The organism is Alteromonas sp. ABH4_452 (assembly GCF_056311825.1).
Genome location: NZ_CM149973.1, coordinates 3,464,999 through 3,481,651, shown reverse-complemented (window position 1 = coordinate 3,481,651; position 16,653 = coordinate 3,464,999). Strand labels below are relative to the sequence as shown.

Genomic DNA, 16,653 nt, shown 5'->3' with positions numbered 1-16,653 from the left:
TTTAAAAGATAATTTTTTAAATGTTTTTATATATTAAAAAGAAATAACAAGTGTACTCAAAAGATTAAAGTATTCTTTTAAAAAATTGTTTAAATAGCGTCTTAAACAGGAATGAATTTGTATTTATAGGTACTGACTTAGGCTATTTTGTTACCAATTCTCTCATTGGGCGACACTGGGAGTGATGAATGATTGACCTTGAGCTAGGTCGCTTATCACTATTTTAAAGAGAAAACAGCTTATCGTCTGACCGCAGAGCGCCAGAAATAGACGATCAATAAGGCTGGGGTCACTTGTCGGAGTCTATTGGCGACCACTTTACGAGAGTGTTGAGCAAATAGTACCTGTGGCCGGAGATAAGAATGTGGGCGCTTTTCAACTTTTAGGTATCACGGTTATCCCAATCATCGCCTAGAACCGAGCCGAGTGCGGAAAGATTGCCAATAAACACTCTCCACCCGAAATCATCCAAAGAGCCTGTATCATCACGCCACGTAAGAAATAGAACTGACTATGAAGCGACTACTTCTGTTCAGCATTGAGAGCTTATCTGATAGCGTTATTTTTGAAATCTTCTTTGCTATAGACATCAGAAGAGGTGAATTAGTTAAGCTGAATATTGATGGCAAAGGTAAGAAAGAACGTTTGGTGCCAATAAGTTTACGAGGATGTGAGTGGTTCGCTTTCTACATTGGTAAGATCAGACCAATGTTTGCCTTCATTGGCTCAGGAAAGGCGCTGTTTCTGGCTAACAATGGCAAACGCTATGTGCCGGGTAAGTTGTCTGATATGGCATCACAGTACGTGAAACTAGCGGGGTTTGATCGTAGTGGCGCGTGTCACCTTTACCGACACAACACTGCGACAACAATGTTAGACAATGGCGCTGATCTTCGCCACATTCAAGAAATGCTGGGCCATGCCAGTATCCTCACAACCCAACTTTACACGCATGTTAGCCGTAAAAAATTATCCGAAGTTTATGAAGCAACTCATCCTTCGGCTGAAGGTGGTAGTGGGTTGTTTTAATCCATAAATATCAGCAACCAAACTTTAAAGAATACAGGACATCTATCAAAGTGATACATGCTAATAAGTATTTGTAATAAAAATATAAAATCGATACCTTAGTAAAAGGGATAATGATACGAAATTACAAGGTTAATGTTTGTTATGAACAAGCCAGATAGAGATAGGGTTGTATTTCACTCGATACATGACATGTCGAGTGGTCATTACTTATCAAAAGCAGAGCTGTTATTGAATAGCGAAATAGCAAACGATTTAGACGATATAAACGATATACTTGAACTGTACAATATATCGCTGTTTTTCGAAAACGGCATATACCTTAAAAGTTGGTCAGATACAGATATTGTTTATTACAAAGAAAAAGTTAATACGTTTAAAAATTTAATTAGGAAATTCATAAAAAGTATTGATGATAGTAACTTTCAGTCATATTTTGAAAATATAGATTACGGTTACTATGATAGTTTCTGGTTATTAATAAATAACTATCAACAATATAAAAAGATATCGCCTTCTCAAATAGAAGAAGTTTTAAATAACTCCCCCCATCAAGTGAGGCACTTGTTGAGTCATAAAAATTTGGTGGATAAATATAAGCTTGTTCTCTGTGAGTTTTTAAAAAGTGACCAGCAAAGTGCAGAGATCCTGCTTTCTATATATGAAGTCGAAAATAGTTTTAATAAAACGAAGTTGTACCTACCTAGTTGTTTAACTATTCAAGATAAAGAAAGCATAATTGTTTCGTACATCGACTCAGAGCATTGCAATACTAACTACCTGCCAATAATACAAAATGCTAAAAAACATAGTGACTTCCGAATCTCAGATAAAACTAAATTAGCAGCTAAGAGAAAATACCAACAGTCTGTTAAAGAGTTTTTCGATAGTGGTTCTAGTTCAACATTTAAATACGGGGTAGCTATCAGTTATCCCGAAAATGCTTCTAAAATTAAACATGCTTGGATTGAACAGGGTACAGTCCATTATGAATTTAGCTTAGATTACATTAAAGAAAATAATCACCCATATATTCTGTACAGAAACTTCGAGACACTTTTTGAGTACGTGGATGAACAGAATATTGTAGCTCTAACCAGCAAAGAAAATCAGCTTGGAGTTTTAGAAAGAACTTTAGGTGTTAGATCAAAAACTGAATACGTTTTTGGTGTAGCGTTCACACAATTAGAAATGGCATCTATGGGCCAAATTTACACATATTCCAACGTACTAAAAGGGCTTGGGTATTCATTAGAAGATATTCTAAAAACAGTTTTCACTAATACTCTACCGGAATTATTTGACTTACCTAGTAACGCCAATTTTACAATTCCTACTCAAAATGCTTCTGCTTTAGAGAAAATAAGAACAATCGCACCTGAGTTCGAGTCGATATTGAAGCAATACAAATTATTTGTAGAAAATGGACATATTGATTTTGAACTTCTACAAATGTCATCTGGCCCTATAGCCATCAAAGACATTCCAAGCTTAAATAGCAATAAGTACATATATATTAATAAGGATGACCAAGGAGTTAATTTTCTAACTTATCTGCTATTTTCGGATCAAACTCTGTTGACTTATGTTGATCCGTTCAAAGACAAGCCATATATAAACTTTGTTGATTTATTGGTGAGTGAAGAAGAAATCAATTTCGGAAATTATGAAGAACATCAGCATGAATATTTAAACTATTTGATAGATAACAATTATATATCTGTAGATGAAAATAATTGCGTTCAAGTTACAAATTGGAACCGAATTTTAATTTTAAGAGATGTTTTTGAAAATGAAGTCGCCTCGTTACATCATTATCCAGCCGATATTCAAGACGAGGTTATACATATGAGTAATGATGGAATAGTGTTTTTTGGAAGTTCACTTTTCGCAATGCCTGAGCAAAATTACTTCAATTACTATTTAAACAAAAGTGAGTTTACAAACGGGCACGACTTAAGAAATAGTTATTTACATGGCACACAGGCAAATCCAACAGAAATTCATCTACATGAAAATTCCTATTTACTTTACTTAAAGCTTTTAATCTTAGTTATTTTTAAAATAGAAGATGATCTTTTTATTTATAAAAAGCTTAAGGCGGAAGAAGAATAACAGTTAGGAAGGATTGTAGTTCGTACTAATTTATATGCAGGCACGATACTATGATCCAACCAAAGCTTCCTATCGGGCGGGTGAGGTGAGTCAGGGGGCTTTGCGTGCCAATGGCTGTTTTGGATACTTCATCACTCGGCGGCTGCTTTGTACGTGAAGCAGACCTTGGCTCATTAAGATTTTAATGACACGAATGAGGTAATCAACGGTCATGCTACTAATAAAAATTGAATGGCTGCTTTAGCCGAATACCTATGACAAAGCTCCAACATAAAACTGATAATTCGAGACTAATTCTCCGTACTAGAAGAACACACTTCTGCAATGCTATCTAATTGATGCAATACCCCGCACTCTTTAACCTTCTTATCATGATCGCAAGCAGAACGAATTGAAATCAGTGTTTCTTGTAGTACTTTTAATTCAGCTATCCGATGTTCGATATCGTCAACATGCTTATCTATTGTAGTATTAACGTTTTCGCAGCTATTCTCTGGGTTTGCTCGGGTTTCCAGTACTAATTTAATTTCCTCGATTGTCATATCTAATGCGCGACATTGCTTTATAAACAATAACTGCTTCAGTGCATCTTCAGAGTAGCTTCGATAATTCGATGCCGTTCGCTCAGGTGCAGCCAATAGTGATTTACGCTCATAAAAACGAATTGTCTGAATACTTAACCCTGTCTTAGCTGCCAGAAGCCCAATTTTCATTTTAACTTGCCTAAAGCTTGACTCTATACCAAGTATAGAGTTTACACTCGCGTTATAGGTGAGTAAAGCGAGTGTTTTTATGAGTGGTTGTGGGTGCGAAATTGAGATAAAAGACCAAGAACAAAAGGCAGTTCTCTACTGGCTATTGGGCATCAATGCTGTGATGTTTATCATTGAAATGAGTGTAGGGTTACTCGCTGACTCAACAGCACTTATTGCAGACTCCCTTGATATGTTGGCTGACGCAGTCGTTTACGGTGTTGGTATATATGCAGTAGGGAAAACAATTGTTCACAAAGCCAATGCTGCAAAGGTAAGTGGATATTTTCAATTGGCATTAGGCCTATTAATTTTATTTGACATAGCTCGTCGCGCAACCTTTGGAAGTGGGCCTGAATCTATGCTTATGATGGGCATGGGCGGTGTTGCACTTATCGCTAACGTTATATGTTTGGCGATAATCAGAAAACAAAAAAATGGCGAGGTGCATATGCGAGCAAGTTGGATATTCTCGGCAAACGACGTCATTGCAAACATAGGAGTGATATTGGCGGGTGTGATGGTTTATCTATTCGATACTCGTTGGCCTGATTTGGTCATAGGTTTTATTGTGTCTATCGTTGTGTTACGAGGCGCAGTCTTAATTCTAAAAGACGCCAGACAGGAATTCCGTGAAAACAGCTCGACGAATGGAGAGATCGTATGAATTTCACTCAAGCAGCAAAACCTTACATACTTCAAAAACTGAGCGCCGCGCATCAATCCCTTTCGAACAATGACAATAAAGCAGGATTTAAGGCCTTAGAGGATGCTCATGTCATCGGTCAGCACTCAACATACCACCACACACGAGTGCATTATGAAATGCTTAAATTTGGAATAGAACGCCGCGACCTTAAAGAGATATTTGGACAAATTTTTAGAATGCTAGGTGCGCTGACTAAAACTCCAATTGGCTTATTGCCTGAGGGCAATACTGGTGGGGCAAACGTGAGTCCATTCAAGTCAATGTCTATTTCACCCGAAAACAAAGCCATATTGGAAAAAATTAGAAATGCACAGTCATAACCATTCACACTCGCAAGAGAATTCAACCGACGCGTCTAAACGTATTGGATGGGCGTTTTTCTTAAATGTGGTGTTCACTGTTATTGAATTCATTGGTGGATGGCTTACCAACAGCACCGCTATTATGGCTGACGCAGTGCACGATTTGGGTGATAGTCTTTCCATTGGTACAGCGTGGGGATTAAACAAGCTTAGCGATAAAGATTCTAATCAAACATTCTCATACGGCTACAAAAGATTTTCCTTACTCGGTGCATTGATTAACGGTATTGTGCTGACGGTAGGCTCCATTTGGATATTGCTTGAAGCGATACCTCGTTTGGCTGAGCCTGAAATGCCCCAAGTTGAAGGGATGGTTTTATTGTCTATCTTTGGGATGGCAGTAAACGGCTTTGCGGCTTATAAACTGAGTGAGGGAGACTCATTAAATGAGCGAGTCCTCAACTGGCATTTGCTGGAAGATGTGCTTGGTTGGGTAGCAGTATTTATCGTGTCCATCGTCTTAATGTTTAAGCCTTGGCCTATTTTAGATCCAATCTTATCCATTGGCTTTACTTTGTTCATCCTTTTCAATGTGTTCCGCAATCTCAAAGAAACCCTAATGCTGTTTTTGCAAGCAACGCCCGATGAAGAACAGCTTTCAAAGATTCGAAGCGATTTACTGGCAAACGATAAGGTAAGTGATCTTCATCATTTTCATATTTGGTCTCTAGACGGTGAGCGTAACGTAATGACGGTCCATCTTGTTCTTGATGAAGATGTCAGTCTTGAGCACCTCCAATCACTCAAAGAAAACATACACAGTTCGTTAGAAAAGTATAAATTTGAACATACGACAGTTGAGCTGGAGTTTGCTAATGAACAATGTCGTGACGAAGTGAATTAGGCTTGGTAACCTTTCATACATGAAAAATCTAAAACGCATAAGTTACATCGTGATCTCGCTGATACTCTTTCAGTCGTTTTCTGCTGTGGCGAATTCGTTAGATTTTCATGCAATAGACATTCAGCACTTGCAACACGAGCATAAGCATTCTGAGCACGAGCAAGTGCAGTCTGAGCTGTCTGCCAATGAAACCAGTGATAAAGTAAGTACAGAGCACCACAATCCTGCTGATTGTCACCATTGCGGCCACTGCCATGGCACACATGCACAATGGGTCAGTCAGAGTCATATCAACAGTCTGAAAACAGTGGTTTCAGTCCACAATTTCAACTATTTAGATGCGGTAATTGACGCACCTATTAACCGCTTACTTCGCCCCCCCAAAATTACTTCCTAGTACGTTTTTTCGATAGCACCGCGCTGATAACACTCGCGATGCTAAATATTGATAAATTATTAGGATATTCCAATGAAAATGTTTCCTATTTTCGGGCATGCATCTGCCATTGTGTGCAGTTGCATACTGGGCTTATTACTCAGTCCACCGACCGCTCATGCGGCGAAAACCAACAGATTTGTAGACAAAAGTGTCCAAGCGCCCATACGAGAAACGCTGACTCTTGAGGACGCTATTAGACTAACACTTGCCAATAATCCAAGTCTGTATGAGTTTAAATTTAAACAACGTGTTATAGACGGAGAGTCAAAAACGGCGGCGCTTAAACCCGCATTGAATGCAGGGGTTGAATTAGAGAACTTTTTGGGAACTGGCGAGGTATCAGGTCTCAAAGAGCTTGAAGTTACCTTGACATTATCATCAGTGTTACAGCTCAATGATAAGCCAGCAGCAAGGTTGAATGTACTCTCTGAACGAAGAATACAGCAAGATGTTGAAAAGCGAATACTCACCTTAGATATCCTCGGTGAGCTTAATCGTCGTTACATCAAAGTACTCGTATTGCAGGCGAACTTAGACGTCATAAAAGATGCAGAGGCACTTGCACTTTATACATTGAATGCCGTAACGAAACGCGTTGAAGCAGGCGCGTCCCCCTTGTTAGAACAAAAACGTGCCCAAGCTGCGCTGGCCCAAGCAAAGCTCGATGTTAATCTAGCTCAACAGGACCTAACGTTTGCCTTGCGCAGTTTATCCATCATGTGGGGGGAGCAGGTACCGAGCTTTAAGCGTGTGGAAGGCGATCTTTTTGCTTTTAATAAGATTGAGTCGTTTGATGCGCTGGCAGTCGCAATCCAAAATAGCCCTCACATTGACCTATACGCTAAACAAAGCCGTGTGCAAGCGGCGCAGCTTCGTTTAGTGCAAGCGAATAACCGCGCTGATATTGAGTGGTCAGCGGGGCTTCGCAGAATGCAAGGTATTGATGAAACAGCACTGGTTGCCGGAGTAAGCGTTCCATTGTTTCAAAAAGAACGAAACCTTGGTGAATATGAAGCAAACAGGGCACGTCTTGACGCAATAGAGCAGCAAAGACAAAGCAACGTTCGAAGCCTATTACATTCAGTTAATCAAGCGTTAGGCGAACATACACGAGCATTGCTAGAGATTGACACACTTCAGCGCAAGGTGATTCCTCCGTTAAAGGGCGCGTTAGATTTAGTCGAGAACGCCTATTTGGAGGGCCGTTTCAGCTACTTGGAATGGGTAACTACTCGACAAGAATTTCTGACAACCCGGCTGACATTAATAGAGGCAGCGTCTCAAGTTCACTTAAGCAAAACAGAAATTGAAACACTCACAGGTCTCGCGCTGACGAATGAGCACAATGATGACTCATTTCACCCAAGTCACAAAAGCAATTGGCAGCAGTCATCTAACATTTCGATAAGAAGTCATGATTATGAATAAATTCACAATACAAAAAGTACTTATTTCTATCTTCACCCTTAGCCTTTATAGCCTAACCGCAATCGCAGGAGGTAAACACAGTGATGTAAGTTCCAGCGATCAAGACAATCACGCAGGTGAAGTCGTAAGAATGAGCAATGAAACAGCAATTCAGAATGGTATTTCTGCAACTCCCGTGCTCGCACGCGATATTGCGTTAACGAGTACGCTTTATGGGCGAATTAGTGCAGACCCCGCCTCATTAAGTCATATAAGAGCACGGTTTGACGGTGTTATTAAAGATGTAAAAGTCAACATTGGCGATTCCGTTAAGAAAGGTGATATTTTAGCGGTTGTTGAGTCCAATGAGAGTTTAAAAAGTTATTCCATCACGTCACCTTTTGATGGCAATGTGATTGCGCGACATGCGAATAATGGTGAGTTATCAAACGGGCAAGTACTTTTTTCGTTAGCTAACTATAAAAACGTATGGGCACAGCTGACCGTTTTTTCACAAATGCTTAGCAGCATCAAGGTTGGACAGTCAGTTGAACTAAGCCACGCAGGTTTCAACCAAACCTCCAAGATTGCATATATTACGCCTTCAGCTGATGGCAATCCACACTCTCTTGCCAATGTAGCTGTCGATAATAGTACTGGATATTGGCCACTCGGTACGCTGGTCAAAGCACAAGTTACGACGTCAACTAAGTCAGTAAGTCATTCGGTTCCTCTATCTTCTGTGCAAGAGTATGAAGCCAAACAAGTTGTTTTTGTGGTTGAGGGTGATGAGTATGCGCCCAGAGCGGTAGAGCTTGGTGTCTCAGATGGTCACTATATCGAGGTTATCAGTGGCCTTGAAGCAGGCGAACGCGTCGTGGCTTCCAATAGCTACATAATTAAAGCAGATTTGGAAAAATCGGAGGCAGGCCATGATCATTAATGCCTCACTACAACTGATATTTCCCTGTCAAATGGCGTGTAGTTCTAAGGGAGGTTTAAGATGCTAGTTTCCATTATTCGTACCGCAATCGAAAAGCGCGGTATTTTTCTGATGCTTTCCTTTTTGGTGATTGGATTAGGCCTATTCAGTTATCAAAAGCTGCCTATTGATGCCGTACCCGATATCACCAACGTTCAGGTACAAATCAACACACAAGCAGAAGGTTATTCACCGCTTGAAACTGAACAACGTATCACCTTTTTGGTAGAAAACGCTTTGGCAGGATTACCAAACTTGGACTACACACGTTCACTATCGCGCTATGGCTTATCACAAGTGACGGCCGTTTTTGAAGAAGGCACGGATCTCTATTTTGCCAGAAACCTCATAAACGAACGGCTAGGCATTATCAAAAGCCAATTGCCCGATGGTATTGAGCCTAAGATGGGGCCGATTGCCACAGGTTTGGGTGAAATTTACATGTACACGCTTAGCGCGAAGCCCGGCACAGTAACTGTCGATGGCAGAAAATTTGATGCAATGGCGCTTCGAGAGTTACACGAATGGGTGGTGAAACCTCAACTGGCCTTGGTGAAAGGGGTAACAGAGGTTAATGCTATTGGGGGGTTTACCAAACAGTATCATGTGAAGCCTAATCCTCAACTTATGCTTAATTACGGCGTTAGTACTGACGATTTATTGCGGGCATTAAATCGAAATAACGCTAATCAGGGCGCTGGGTACATTGAACGCAACGGCCAGCAAATACTAGTACGTTCACAAGCGAGACTTTCGAGCGTTGAGGACATCGGTAACGTGGTGGTAACGCTTACAAACCGATCTCCCGTCACGGTAAGTGACATTGCAGAGGTCGCCATCGGTAAGGAGCTTAGAACGGGCGCTGCAACACGAGAAGGTCAAGAGACGGTGTTGGGCACAGCTATGATGCTAATAGGCGAAAATAGCCGAGCTGTTGCGCTAGACGTGGCTGATAAAGTGGATGAAATCCAAGCAAGCCTGCCAGAGGGCGTAATTATCCAAAGTGTATACGATCGCACTACGCTCGTGGATAAAGCCATCAATACAGTACAAAAAAACCTTGTTGAAGGCGCACTACTCGTTATTGTTGTCTTATTTTTATTGCTGGGCAATATACGGGCAGCAATTATCACCGCCGCTGTCATCCCACTTGCCATGCTTGCCACAATAATAGGCATGGTACAAACGGGCGTTAGCGCGAACCTAATGAGCTTAGGTGCGTTAGACTTTGGACTGATTGTTGACGGAGCGGTTATTATCGTCGAGAACTGTATTAGGCGATTAAGTGAATCGCAGCGGCGAACGGGTGCAATACTGCCTCTTAAAGAACGGCTGGAAGTCGTATTTGAGGCAACGAATGAGGTGATACGCCCAAGTCTATTTGGCGTGATGATAATCACGATTGTGTACATTCCTATCTTTAGCTTAACAGGTGTCGAAGGGAAGATGTTTCACCCAATGGCGGCTACCGTAATATTGGCATTGCTAGCGGCAATGGTATTTTCAATCACCATTGTGCCCGCAGCTGTTGCTATGTTTATGTCAGGCAAAGTCAGTGAAAAAGCGAGTCCAATAATCACTGGGGCTAAATCAGTTTACCGCCCTGTACTGGAGTGGGCATTAAAATTACGATGGTTGGTAGTAGGTGCAGCAACATTACTCGTAGTTATCAGTGTTTGGTTTGGGATGCGCCTAGGTTCTGAATTTGTGCCGCAACTAGATGAGGGTGACATAGCCCTTCATGCAATGAGAGTGCCCGGCACAGGAATTGAACAAGCTGTCGATATGCAAAAACGGCTTGAACAGGTCATTATGCAATACCCACAGGTAAACACCGTATTTGCTAAAACGGGTACTGCTGAGGTGGCTACTGATGCTATGCCACCCAACGTCACTGACACTTTTGTAATGCTAAAACCAATTGATGAATGGCCAAACCCTGCATTATCGAAAACGGAATTTGTCGAGCAATTGGAGAGGGATCTTCAAAATGTACCCGGCAATAACTATGAGTTTACGCAACCTATACAGATGCGCTTTAACGAATTAATTAGTGGCGTTAGGGCAGATTTAGGGATCAAGATATATGGTGATGATCTGGATAAGCTGCGGGATTCAGCTGGTGATGTTTTATCCGTATTACAAGATATTCCGGGCGCTGCTGATGCACGAGTAGAACAAGTAGATGAGATCCCCATCTTCACGGTGAACCCGAAGCCTTATGCGCTGGCGCGTTACAACTTAGACGTAACTGACTTGCAAACGTGGTTAAGTGCATCAGTTGGCGGCAAAGAAGCTGGTTTGGTATTTGAAGGCGACAGACGCTTTGAGATTGTTGTTCGTTATCCTGAAGAGATTCGCAATGATTTAGAAGCGCTGGGAAATATACCCATCATGACCAATGATGGTGAGTATGTGCCAATCGCCGAGGTGGCTGAGCTTGAATATACCAATATACCCAGTCAAATAAGTCGAGAAAACGCAAAACGCCGTATCGTCGTCACAGCAAATGTGAGAGATCGTGATTTAGGCTCTTTTGTCAATGATGCTAAAGAGCAAATCGCAGCCAATGTGGCACTGCCGAGTGGTTATTGGATAAGTTATGGTGGAACGTTTGAGCAATTGGAAAGTGCAAGTCAACGACTGAGCTTGGTTGTGCCCGCAACGCTTTTCCTGATCCTTGCATTACTTGTGATTGCATTTGGCTCAGTCAAAGACGCCTTGATAATTTTCACAGGCGTCCCTTTGGCATTAACTGGCGGCATCTTTGCTCTTTGGATCAGAGATATGCCTCTTTCAATATCGGCAGGGATTGGTTTTATCGCGCTCTCTGGTATTGCTGTATTGAATGGTCTGGTAATGCTGTCTTTTATCAGGCAGAGGATGGAAGAGACTGGCGAGTTGGTAAACTCGATTATTGATGGTGCAATGACTCGCTTGCGGCCAGTGCTGATGACAGCGTTAGTGGCGAGTCTTGGTTTCGTGCCCATGGCGCTTAACGTAGGTACTGGCGCAGAGGTGCAGCGACCTCTGGCAACGGTGGTCATTGGTGGGATCATATCCTCTACCTTGTTAACTCTGGTTGTACTACCTGTACTCTATAGACTCGTTCACTATAAGGTGAATTAGCAGCACTGGGGCATTTGGGTTTATAAATCAATGCCCCGGATTTACTTACCCCCATGACGATCATTCGACTTCTTTTGACAAAATGGGGAGGTGGCTCGTAAATCGCTTTGTAATAAAAATTTGGAGTTGTAGGGTTGGTTATCAATTGTAATATTCAACATTCGGCTTTTGGAGGCGCATCCTGTGGACTATTGTGGTCTGAATAACTGCTTTATGCCACTGAAGAGTCAGTCAGAATAAAGCATATTAACTTCCGCTTATGGTAAATATCGGAATCAAGAGCAGAGAGCCCTGAACGTCTGCTGTTTGTCTTTTGCAGCCTGTCAGGTTAGGTCATAACTCTCGATCATAAGTGTCAGACTAGATATGAGCTACTACAATTAAAATGTACTAGTGTGATTATCAAGGGAACTTCACGGTCTAACTACCAAGCGAATATGACGTAATCACACTATTTCGCCTTGGTTGATTATATATCTAATAAAGCTAATCTTCATCATAATAATTGGGAGTCCCATAATCGTGACAACCTCCTAAAGGATCAAAGTTTTGATAATATGGTCCGTTCCCATTCCACCACTCAGGACTTGGTATGCGTGATTTCCATGACAACGGTTCAGATAAAGAAGCTATCTGCTGATATTCTCTCATGTATGCTTCTACTATTTGGGGATCTTTCAAATAAACTGCATTTTCGAATGATTTGTTTGCATTTGAAGATATATTGAAGGAGCCTGTCCAAACTGCATTTGGAGTGAGAAAACCATTTTCAAACGAACAAAACACGAGAAACTTATTGTGCATTCTCGGCATGGCTCTATCTTTACTTTGAGAGCCAAAACACCGTATTGCATCCATAGTATCGTCATTAAACCATTCAACATAAAGTTCATGCTGCTTAGAAGTATATCTTTGACTTATCATTTCACTCAATAAGCCACCAATTTGATATCGTGTTAACTCTAACGGGAGTTCCTTGTAAAGCTTGACTAATTCTTCTTGCCATTCTCTATATTTTCTGTCACTAAATTTTGCATCAGGTCTTAAGAAATCTTCCTTCTGAACTATTATCGAAACCCCTTTCTTTTTAGCAAGCTCCCTTAGAACAGTAAAACTTGTGAGCCAAGCTACACACCCTAAAATGACATCCGCCTTTGCAATCTTGCTCACCAAGTTTTCTTGAATATTTTTAAAGTAAACTTCTATATTCTCATCCTTAGAAATAACCGAATTGTCTACTTGAGTTCCTGAGGTACCCATTGCAGCAGGGATCGTCATTGCATTTAAATTATCGTGAGTCATTTTTATTCCTTCATGTTTCAGCCTTAATCATACTATATAATGTTTGCGAATCATGGACTTGGAATAATTAATTTCGCCTATATTATTTCTCTTAGTTTGATGTGGAGAGATGAATGGCTGGGAGTAGCTTTGGGATTAGATGCGCAGCCAAAGAGCATCGTTGCAATTGCGATAACAATAGTCAGGCAGAACATTTGTCTTGCAAGTACGCTAATTGATATGTACATCTCACTTCCTTGTTTGACGAATATGCATGCTCAATATAACTAACGCACGCAAAGATGCTTAATATTTAACCGCAAAAATTACCGGAAATTATTGAGATGCGTGCTGGAGTAACGTCACTGTAGTCGATAATACTGGTAAGTGTGATTAATTGTGATGTACCTAATGACTGCTATTGGCACAATTCTTAAGTTTAAAGCCTAACCCCTAAAGGTCTGCTCCTTGTCTAAAACGGCCTGTCAGGTCTGGCATTATCAATTGCTGAAGCTTACTCTAGGAGGACCATAAGCCTAAGTTGTGAATGTGCCGATTTGAATCCAATCAAAGCGCTGCACTCGTGGGCTTTTTGTTACCTGTCCGCTCTGACGGGCTTCAAGCATATTCTCATAACTGAAATGGTTAAACTTATAGCCATTTACCTTAAGCCATTTCGCCAAACTTCATTTCTTCTAATATTTGATATAGCCGCTGACGTCCCTCAAGTGTATTAAGCATGTTTCGGGGACATTCACCACTCAGAATTGGCAAAGGCAAGTCGAGCCATTCGTTCATGGTTGCATCATCATTGCCGAAGGAAACCCTGAACTCTTGCTGCAATTTTTCGACTGTGATTTCTACATTTTCTGATTCTGCTGACATGTCTTAATCTCTTAATGATCGTGTCGCTTAAGTATAGCGGATAATCTAGGGTATTCTGCTCAATGAGTTAGCCACATTGAATGCGGTAAACACAAACTGTTTACCGCTAGTAAACATTTATTTTTTAGCAAGGAGTGGTTACTGTTAGTAAACAATATTTGATTACTGATACAGATATTAGGTTGGCGAACTTTGTTCATAGGCGCTTGTTCACTTATCTGATGATTTGTCTCAAGCGAATAATTTGTTGAGTTCCAGTGGGCATGTCCATATGGTAATCATTTCATGATTATGGTTTTTATGAGCCGTTTGGGGATGATTGTTCCGTCTGCACAGATCGGCTTTTGAATAGTGACGCCATGATTTATCTAAAACGCCTTTGTTGTACGTAAGGAGGCTAAGCCTTGGTTTCGCTTAGCCTAAATCTACGATGGTTCTATATCTATCAATGCTTTTTTAGTTATTATATTAAAGTGCCTAGGTTTTATCTTACTGATATAAATGAATAAATTCACTAGATACAGCTCGCTTAGTTAGCGCTTGATAACTATAGTCCAGTGCCCATACTCGTCCCACTCGGCCCGCCAAATACAAAGAACCGGCTTTACGCCGGTTTTTTGTTTTAAACGCTGTTATTTAGCTTAACAATTACTCAGAATGCTGTGTTAGTGTCTTAACTCGCTCACGTTCAATTTCAAGTAAATTATTTTGAGCCCACTCAATGGCTGTTTTTATTACTGGCACTAACGTTTCTCCAAGCTCAGTCAGTTTATATTCCACTCGAAGTACCATCTCGTCCGTATAGTTCGCTCGACTTACTAATCCATCTCTTTCTAGTTTTCTTAGTGTTTGTGTGAGCATTTTCTGTGAAATCCCCTCACATTGGCGTTTAAGTTCGCCAAATCGAAGCGTATTGCCATCGAGTGCAACTACCACTAATGCCACCCATTTTTCTCCAATCATCGCTAATACCTGCCTGGAAGGGCAAATTTTTGCGTAAACATTAGGTGAGAGTTCGTTTTCTTCCGTAATCACTAGTTACCTCAAAGTGCCTAATTGAAGGCAACGTCTTTAGTCTTTAAATTGGTTTTCGGTATCCATTGGATACCGGTATTCTAAATGTACTGATTTCTCCAATTAACATCAACTAAAGGGTTAAGAAATGAATAATATTGCGGTAGTAGGGTTCGGAAACGTGGGTAAAAACTTAGCGCATCTTTTTAACCGCGCTAATTATAAAGTGACGGTTTACTCCACCACAGGCGATGCAGGTGGGACTGTTTATGATACTCAGCTCATTGGGCATGGCTTTAAAGAAGTCGACGCAGTTGCTTTAGCTTTACCTTATAAAGCGGCATTGGCTTTAGTTGAGGAACAAGCGGAATCTCTAGCAGACAAAATAATCATCGATTGCACAAATCCACTTAACGATGACTGGTCACCCTTGCTACTGGGTGAAAGTACTTCTGCTGCTGAGGAAATAGCAAAACGAGCGCCATCCGCACATGTAGTGAAAGCGTTTAACACAATTTTTGCTGATGTTATGTCACCTCAGTACCATAATATTAGCGGTACACCGACAACGGGTTTTGTAGCAGGTGATGATGCGGTAGCGAAAGAAATGGTTATGCGACTTGTCGATAATGTCGGTTTTGCAGCGTTAGATGTGGGGGCTTTGAAAAGCGCACGCTATCTTGAAGCAATGGCCAATTTAAATATCGAAATTGCGGTTAATCAACGAGGTGGTACAAAAGCGGTATTTTGCTACTACCAAGACAAATAGTTAAATATAGGAAAGAAGCTCGCAGCAATGCGGGCTTTTTTACTAGTCATAAACGCAACTAAATTCATTTCAACCAAATTCCTCGCTAAGTAAGCATAAATCGCAATCTATTACTTTTACAGTAACGTAATAAGAGTAACGTTTTAAACAAGGAGTGCGCTATGACAACTTTTAAACATACAGCGATAGTTACAGGAGCATCAAGGGGAATAGGTGCCGAAATTGCCAAAAAGCTGAGTAAAGATGGCTTTCAGATTGTTGTGAATTACTCAGGGAGTGAAGAGCAAGCGCGAGGTGTGGTGCATGATATCGAGAAGGACGGCGGTATAGCTTGCGCCATTCAAGCCGATGTATCTGATATCAGTGATGTGAAACGTCTATTCGATGAGACTGAAAAGCAATTTGGTTCGGTCGATATACTCGTTAATAATGCTGGTGTTTTATCTATGGATGCATTAGCAGATGTGAGTGAAGATACTATTCATCAACATGTGGATATTAATCTAAAAGGCGTAATCTTCACCACTCAGCAAGCGGTAAATCGATTGAACAATGGGGGGCGGATCGTAAATATATCTACCTCCATAGTTGGTCTTAAGCTAGAAAAATATGGCGTTTACGCGGCAACAAAAGCTGGCGTTGAAACCTTAACTGCCATTACGTCTAAAGAACTGCGTGGAAAAGACATTACTGTAAACGCTATTGCACCAGGCCCCACTGATACTGAACTATTTATGAAAGGCAAGTCGGAAGACTTTGTTGAGAAGTTAAAAAACATGGCGCCGTTAGAACGTTTGGGTACGCCAAAGGATATTGCTAATGTCGTTGCCTTCCTATGCAGCGAAGACGGCATCTGGATAAATGGTCAAGTTATACAGGCTAATGGTGGGATTGTTTGAAGATTTGCATAAAATGTAACGCGCTATTGAACGTAGT

At 41.0% G+C, this 16,653-nt stretch carries 15 protein-coding genes; 11 read left to right on the top strand and 4 right to left on the bottom strand.

The features are described from left to right. The first annotated feature begins 513 nt into the window (after positions 1 to 513). Together ACYX4N_RS14940 and ACYX4N_RS14935 are read left to right on the top strand one after the other, a co-directional pair. The gene (locus ACYX4N_RS14940; RefSeq protein WP_476054579.1) at positions 514 to 1,029 is read left to right on the top strand and encodes a tyrosine-type recombinase/integrase; all 516 of its coding nucleotides are present in this window, start codon (positions 514 to 516) and stop codon (positions 1,027 to 1,029) included. A 144-nt stretch (positions 1,030 to 1,173) separates the two neighbouring features. Beyond that, on the top strand, positions 1,174 to 3,144 hold the full coding sequence (locus tag ACYX4N_RS14935) for a hypothetical protein (RefSeq protein ID WP_476054578.1): 1,971 nt from the start codon (positions 1,174 to 1,176) through the stop codon (positions 3,142 to 3,144). Between the two features lie 290 nt (positions 3,145 to 3,434). Here ACYX4N_RS14935 and cadR read toward each other — a convergent pair whose 3' ends face one another. Then, on the bottom strand, positions 3,435 to 3,857 hold the full coding sequence (gene cadR / locus ACYX4N_RS14930) for a Cd(II)/Pb(II)-responsive transcriptional regulator (RefSeq protein WP_014951210.1): 423 nt from the start codon (positions 3,855 to 3,857) through the stop codon (positions 3,435 to 3,437). 79 nt (positions 3,858 to 3,936) lie between these two features. On the opposite strand from cadR, the gene ACYX4N_RS14925 reads away from it, so the two are divergent. The 7 genes from ACYX4N_RS14925 to ACYX4N_RS14895 all read left to right on the top strand — a co-directional run bounded on the left by ACYX4N_RS14925 (position 3,937) and on the right by ACYX4N_RS14895 (position 11,768). Next, positions 3,937 to 4,563, top strand: a complete 627-nt coding sequence (locus ACYX4N_RS14925) for a cation efflux transmembrane domain-containing protein (protein WP_014951211.1) — start codon at positions 3,937 to 3,939, stop codon at positions 4,561 to 4,563. After that, on the top strand, positions 4,560 to 4,925 hold the full coding sequence (locus tag ACYX4N_RS14920; protein WP_014951212.1) for a DUF3703 domain-containing protein: 366 nt from the start codon (positions 4,560 to 4,562) through the stop codon (positions 4,923 to 4,925). Before ACYX4N_RS14925 ends, ACYX4N_RS14920 begins: the two co-directional genes overlap by 4 nt. Next, positions 4,912 to 5,811 (top strand): cation diffusion facilitator family transporter, encoded by a 900-nt coding sequence (locus ACYX4N_RS14915; protein WP_014951213.1) that lies wholly within the window; start codon positions 4,912 to 4,914, stop codon positions 5,809 to 5,811. Before ACYX4N_RS14920 ends, ACYX4N_RS14915 begins: the two co-directional genes overlap by 14 nt. 19 nt (positions 5,812 to 5,830) lie before the next feature. Beyond that, on the top strand, positions 5,831 to 6,208 hold the full coding sequence (locus ACYX4N_RS14910; protein WP_014951214.1) for a hypothetical protein: 378 nt from the start codon (positions 5,831 to 5,833) through the stop codon (positions 6,206 to 6,208). A 72-nt stretch (positions 6,209 to 6,280) separates the two neighbouring features. Continuing rightward, complete coding sequence (locus ACYX4N_RS14905) at positions 6,281 to 7,678, top strand: TolC family protein (RefSeq protein ID WP_014951215.1); 1,398 nt, start codon at positions 6,281 to 6,283, stop codon at positions 7,676 to 7,678. Continuing rightward, on the top strand, positions 7,671 to 8,600 hold the full coding sequence (locus ACYX4N_RS14900) for an efflux RND transporter periplasmic adaptor subunit (RefSeq protein WP_014951216.1): 930 nt from the start codon (positions 7,671 to 7,673) through the stop codon (positions 8,598 to 8,600). The genes ACYX4N_RS14905 and ACYX4N_RS14900 overlap by 8 nt, the downstream gene beginning before the upstream one ends. A 60-nt stretch (positions 8,601 to 8,660) precedes the next feature. Beyond that, positions 8,661 to 11,768, top strand: a complete 3,108-nt coding sequence (locus ACYX4N_RS14895; protein WP_476054577.1) for an efflux RND transporter permease subunit — start codon at positions 8,661 to 8,663, stop codon at positions 11,766 to 11,768. A gap of 486 nt (positions 11,769 to 12,254) precedes the next feature. Here ACYX4N_RS14895 and ACYX4N_RS14890 read toward each other — a convergent pair whose 3' ends face one another. The 3 genes from ACYX4N_RS14890 to ACYX4N_RS14880 all read right to left on the bottom strand — a co-directional run bounded on the left by ACYX4N_RS14890 (position 12,255) and on the right by ACYX4N_RS14880 (position 14,969). After that, positions 12,255 to 13,070, bottom strand: a complete 816-nt coding sequence (locus ACYX4N_RS14890) for a phospholipase D-like domain-containing protein (protein WP_476054576.1) — start codon at positions 13,068 to 13,070, stop codon at positions 12,255 to 12,257. Between the two features lie 645 nt (positions 13,071 to 13,715). Then, positions 13,716 to 13,934, bottom strand: a complete 219-nt coding sequence (locus tag ACYX4N_RS14885) for an antitoxin Xre/MbcA/ParS toxin-binding domain-containing protein (protein WP_476054575.1) — start codon at positions 13,932 to 13,934, stop codon at positions 13,716 to 13,718. Positions 13,935 to 14,582: 648 nt separating this feature from the next. Then, positions 14,583 to 14,969 carry a winged helix-turn-helix transcriptional regulator gene (locus ACYX4N_RS14880; RefSeq protein ID WP_476054574.1) on the bottom strand — a complete coding sequence of 129 codons (387 nt, stop codon included), beginning with the start codon at positions 14,967 to 14,969 and terminating at the stop codon, positions 14,583 to 14,585. Positions 14,970 to 15,096: 127 nt separating this feature from the next. Here ACYX4N_RS14880 and ACYX4N_RS14875 point away from each other — a divergent pair, with 127 nt between their 5' ends. Together ACYX4N_RS14875 and ACYX4N_RS14870 are read left to right on the top strand one after the other, a co-directional pair. Then, positions 15,097 to 15,717, top strand: a complete 621-nt coding sequence (locus tag ACYX4N_RS14875) for an NADPH-dependent F420 reductase (RefSeq protein ID WP_476054573.1) — start codon at positions 15,097 to 15,099, stop codon at positions 15,715 to 15,717. Between the two features lie 161 nt (positions 15,718 to 15,878). Continuing rightward, positions 15,879 to 16,616, top strand: coding sequence for an SDR family oxidoreductase (locus ACYX4N_RS14870; protein WP_476054572.1), 738 nt, complete (start codon positions 15,879 to 15,881; stop codon positions 16,614 to 16,616). Positions 16,617 to 16,653 lie beyond the last annotated feature (37 nt).

Coding starts and splice junctions, on each gene's coding strand:
- ACYX4N_RS14940 (WP_476054579.1), top strand. CDS start 514: ATGAAGCGACTACTTCTGTTCAGCATTGAGAGCTTATCTGATAGCGTT.
- ACYX4N_RS14935 (WP_476054578.1), top strand. CDS start 1,174: ATGAACAAGCCAGATAGAGATAGGGTTGTATTTCACTCGATACATGAC.
- cadR (WP_014951210.1), bottom strand. CDS start 3,857: ATGAAAATTGGGCTTCTGGCAGCTAAGACAGGGTTAAGTATTCAGACA.
- ACYX4N_RS14925 (WP_014951211.1), top strand. CDS start 3,937: ATGAGTGGTTGTGGGTGCGAAATTGAGATAAAAGACCAAGAACAAAAG.
- ACYX4N_RS14920 (WP_014951212.1), top strand. CDS start 4,560: ATGAATTTCACTCAAGCAGCAAAACCTTACATACTTCAAAAACTGAGC.
- ACYX4N_RS14915 (WP_014951213.1), top strand. CDS start 4,912: ATGCACAGTCATAACCATTCACACTCGCAAGAGAATTCAACCGACGCG.
- ACYX4N_RS14910 (WP_014951214.1), top strand. CDS start 5,831: ATGAAAAATCTAAAACGCATAAGTTACATCGTGATCTCGCTGATACTC.
- ACYX4N_RS14905 (WP_014951215.1), top strand. CDS start 6,281: ATGAAAATGTTTCCTATTTTCGGGCATGCATCTGCCATTGTGTGCAGT.
- ACYX4N_RS14900 (WP_014951216.1), top strand. CDS start 7,671: ATGAATAAATTCACAATACAAAAAGTACTTATTTCTATCTTCACCCTT.
- ACYX4N_RS14895 (WP_476054577.1), top strand. CDS start 8,661: ATGCTAGTTTCCATTATTCGTACCGCAATCGAAAAGCGCGGTATTTTT.
- ACYX4N_RS14890 (WP_476054576.1), bottom strand. CDS start 13,070: ATGACTCACGATAATTTAAATGCAATGACGATCCCTGCTGCAATGGGT.
- ACYX4N_RS14885 (WP_476054575.1), bottom strand. CDS start 13,934: ATGTCAGCAGAATCAGAAAATGTAGAAATCACAGTCGAAAAATTGCAG.
- ACYX4N_RS14875 (WP_476054573.1), top strand. CDS start 15,097: ATGAATAATATTGCGGTAGTAGGGTTCGGAAACGTGGGTAAAAACTTA.
- ACYX4N_RS14870 (WP_476054572.1), top strand. CDS start 15,879: ATGACAACTTTTAAACATACAGCGATAGTTACAGGAGCATCAAGGGGA.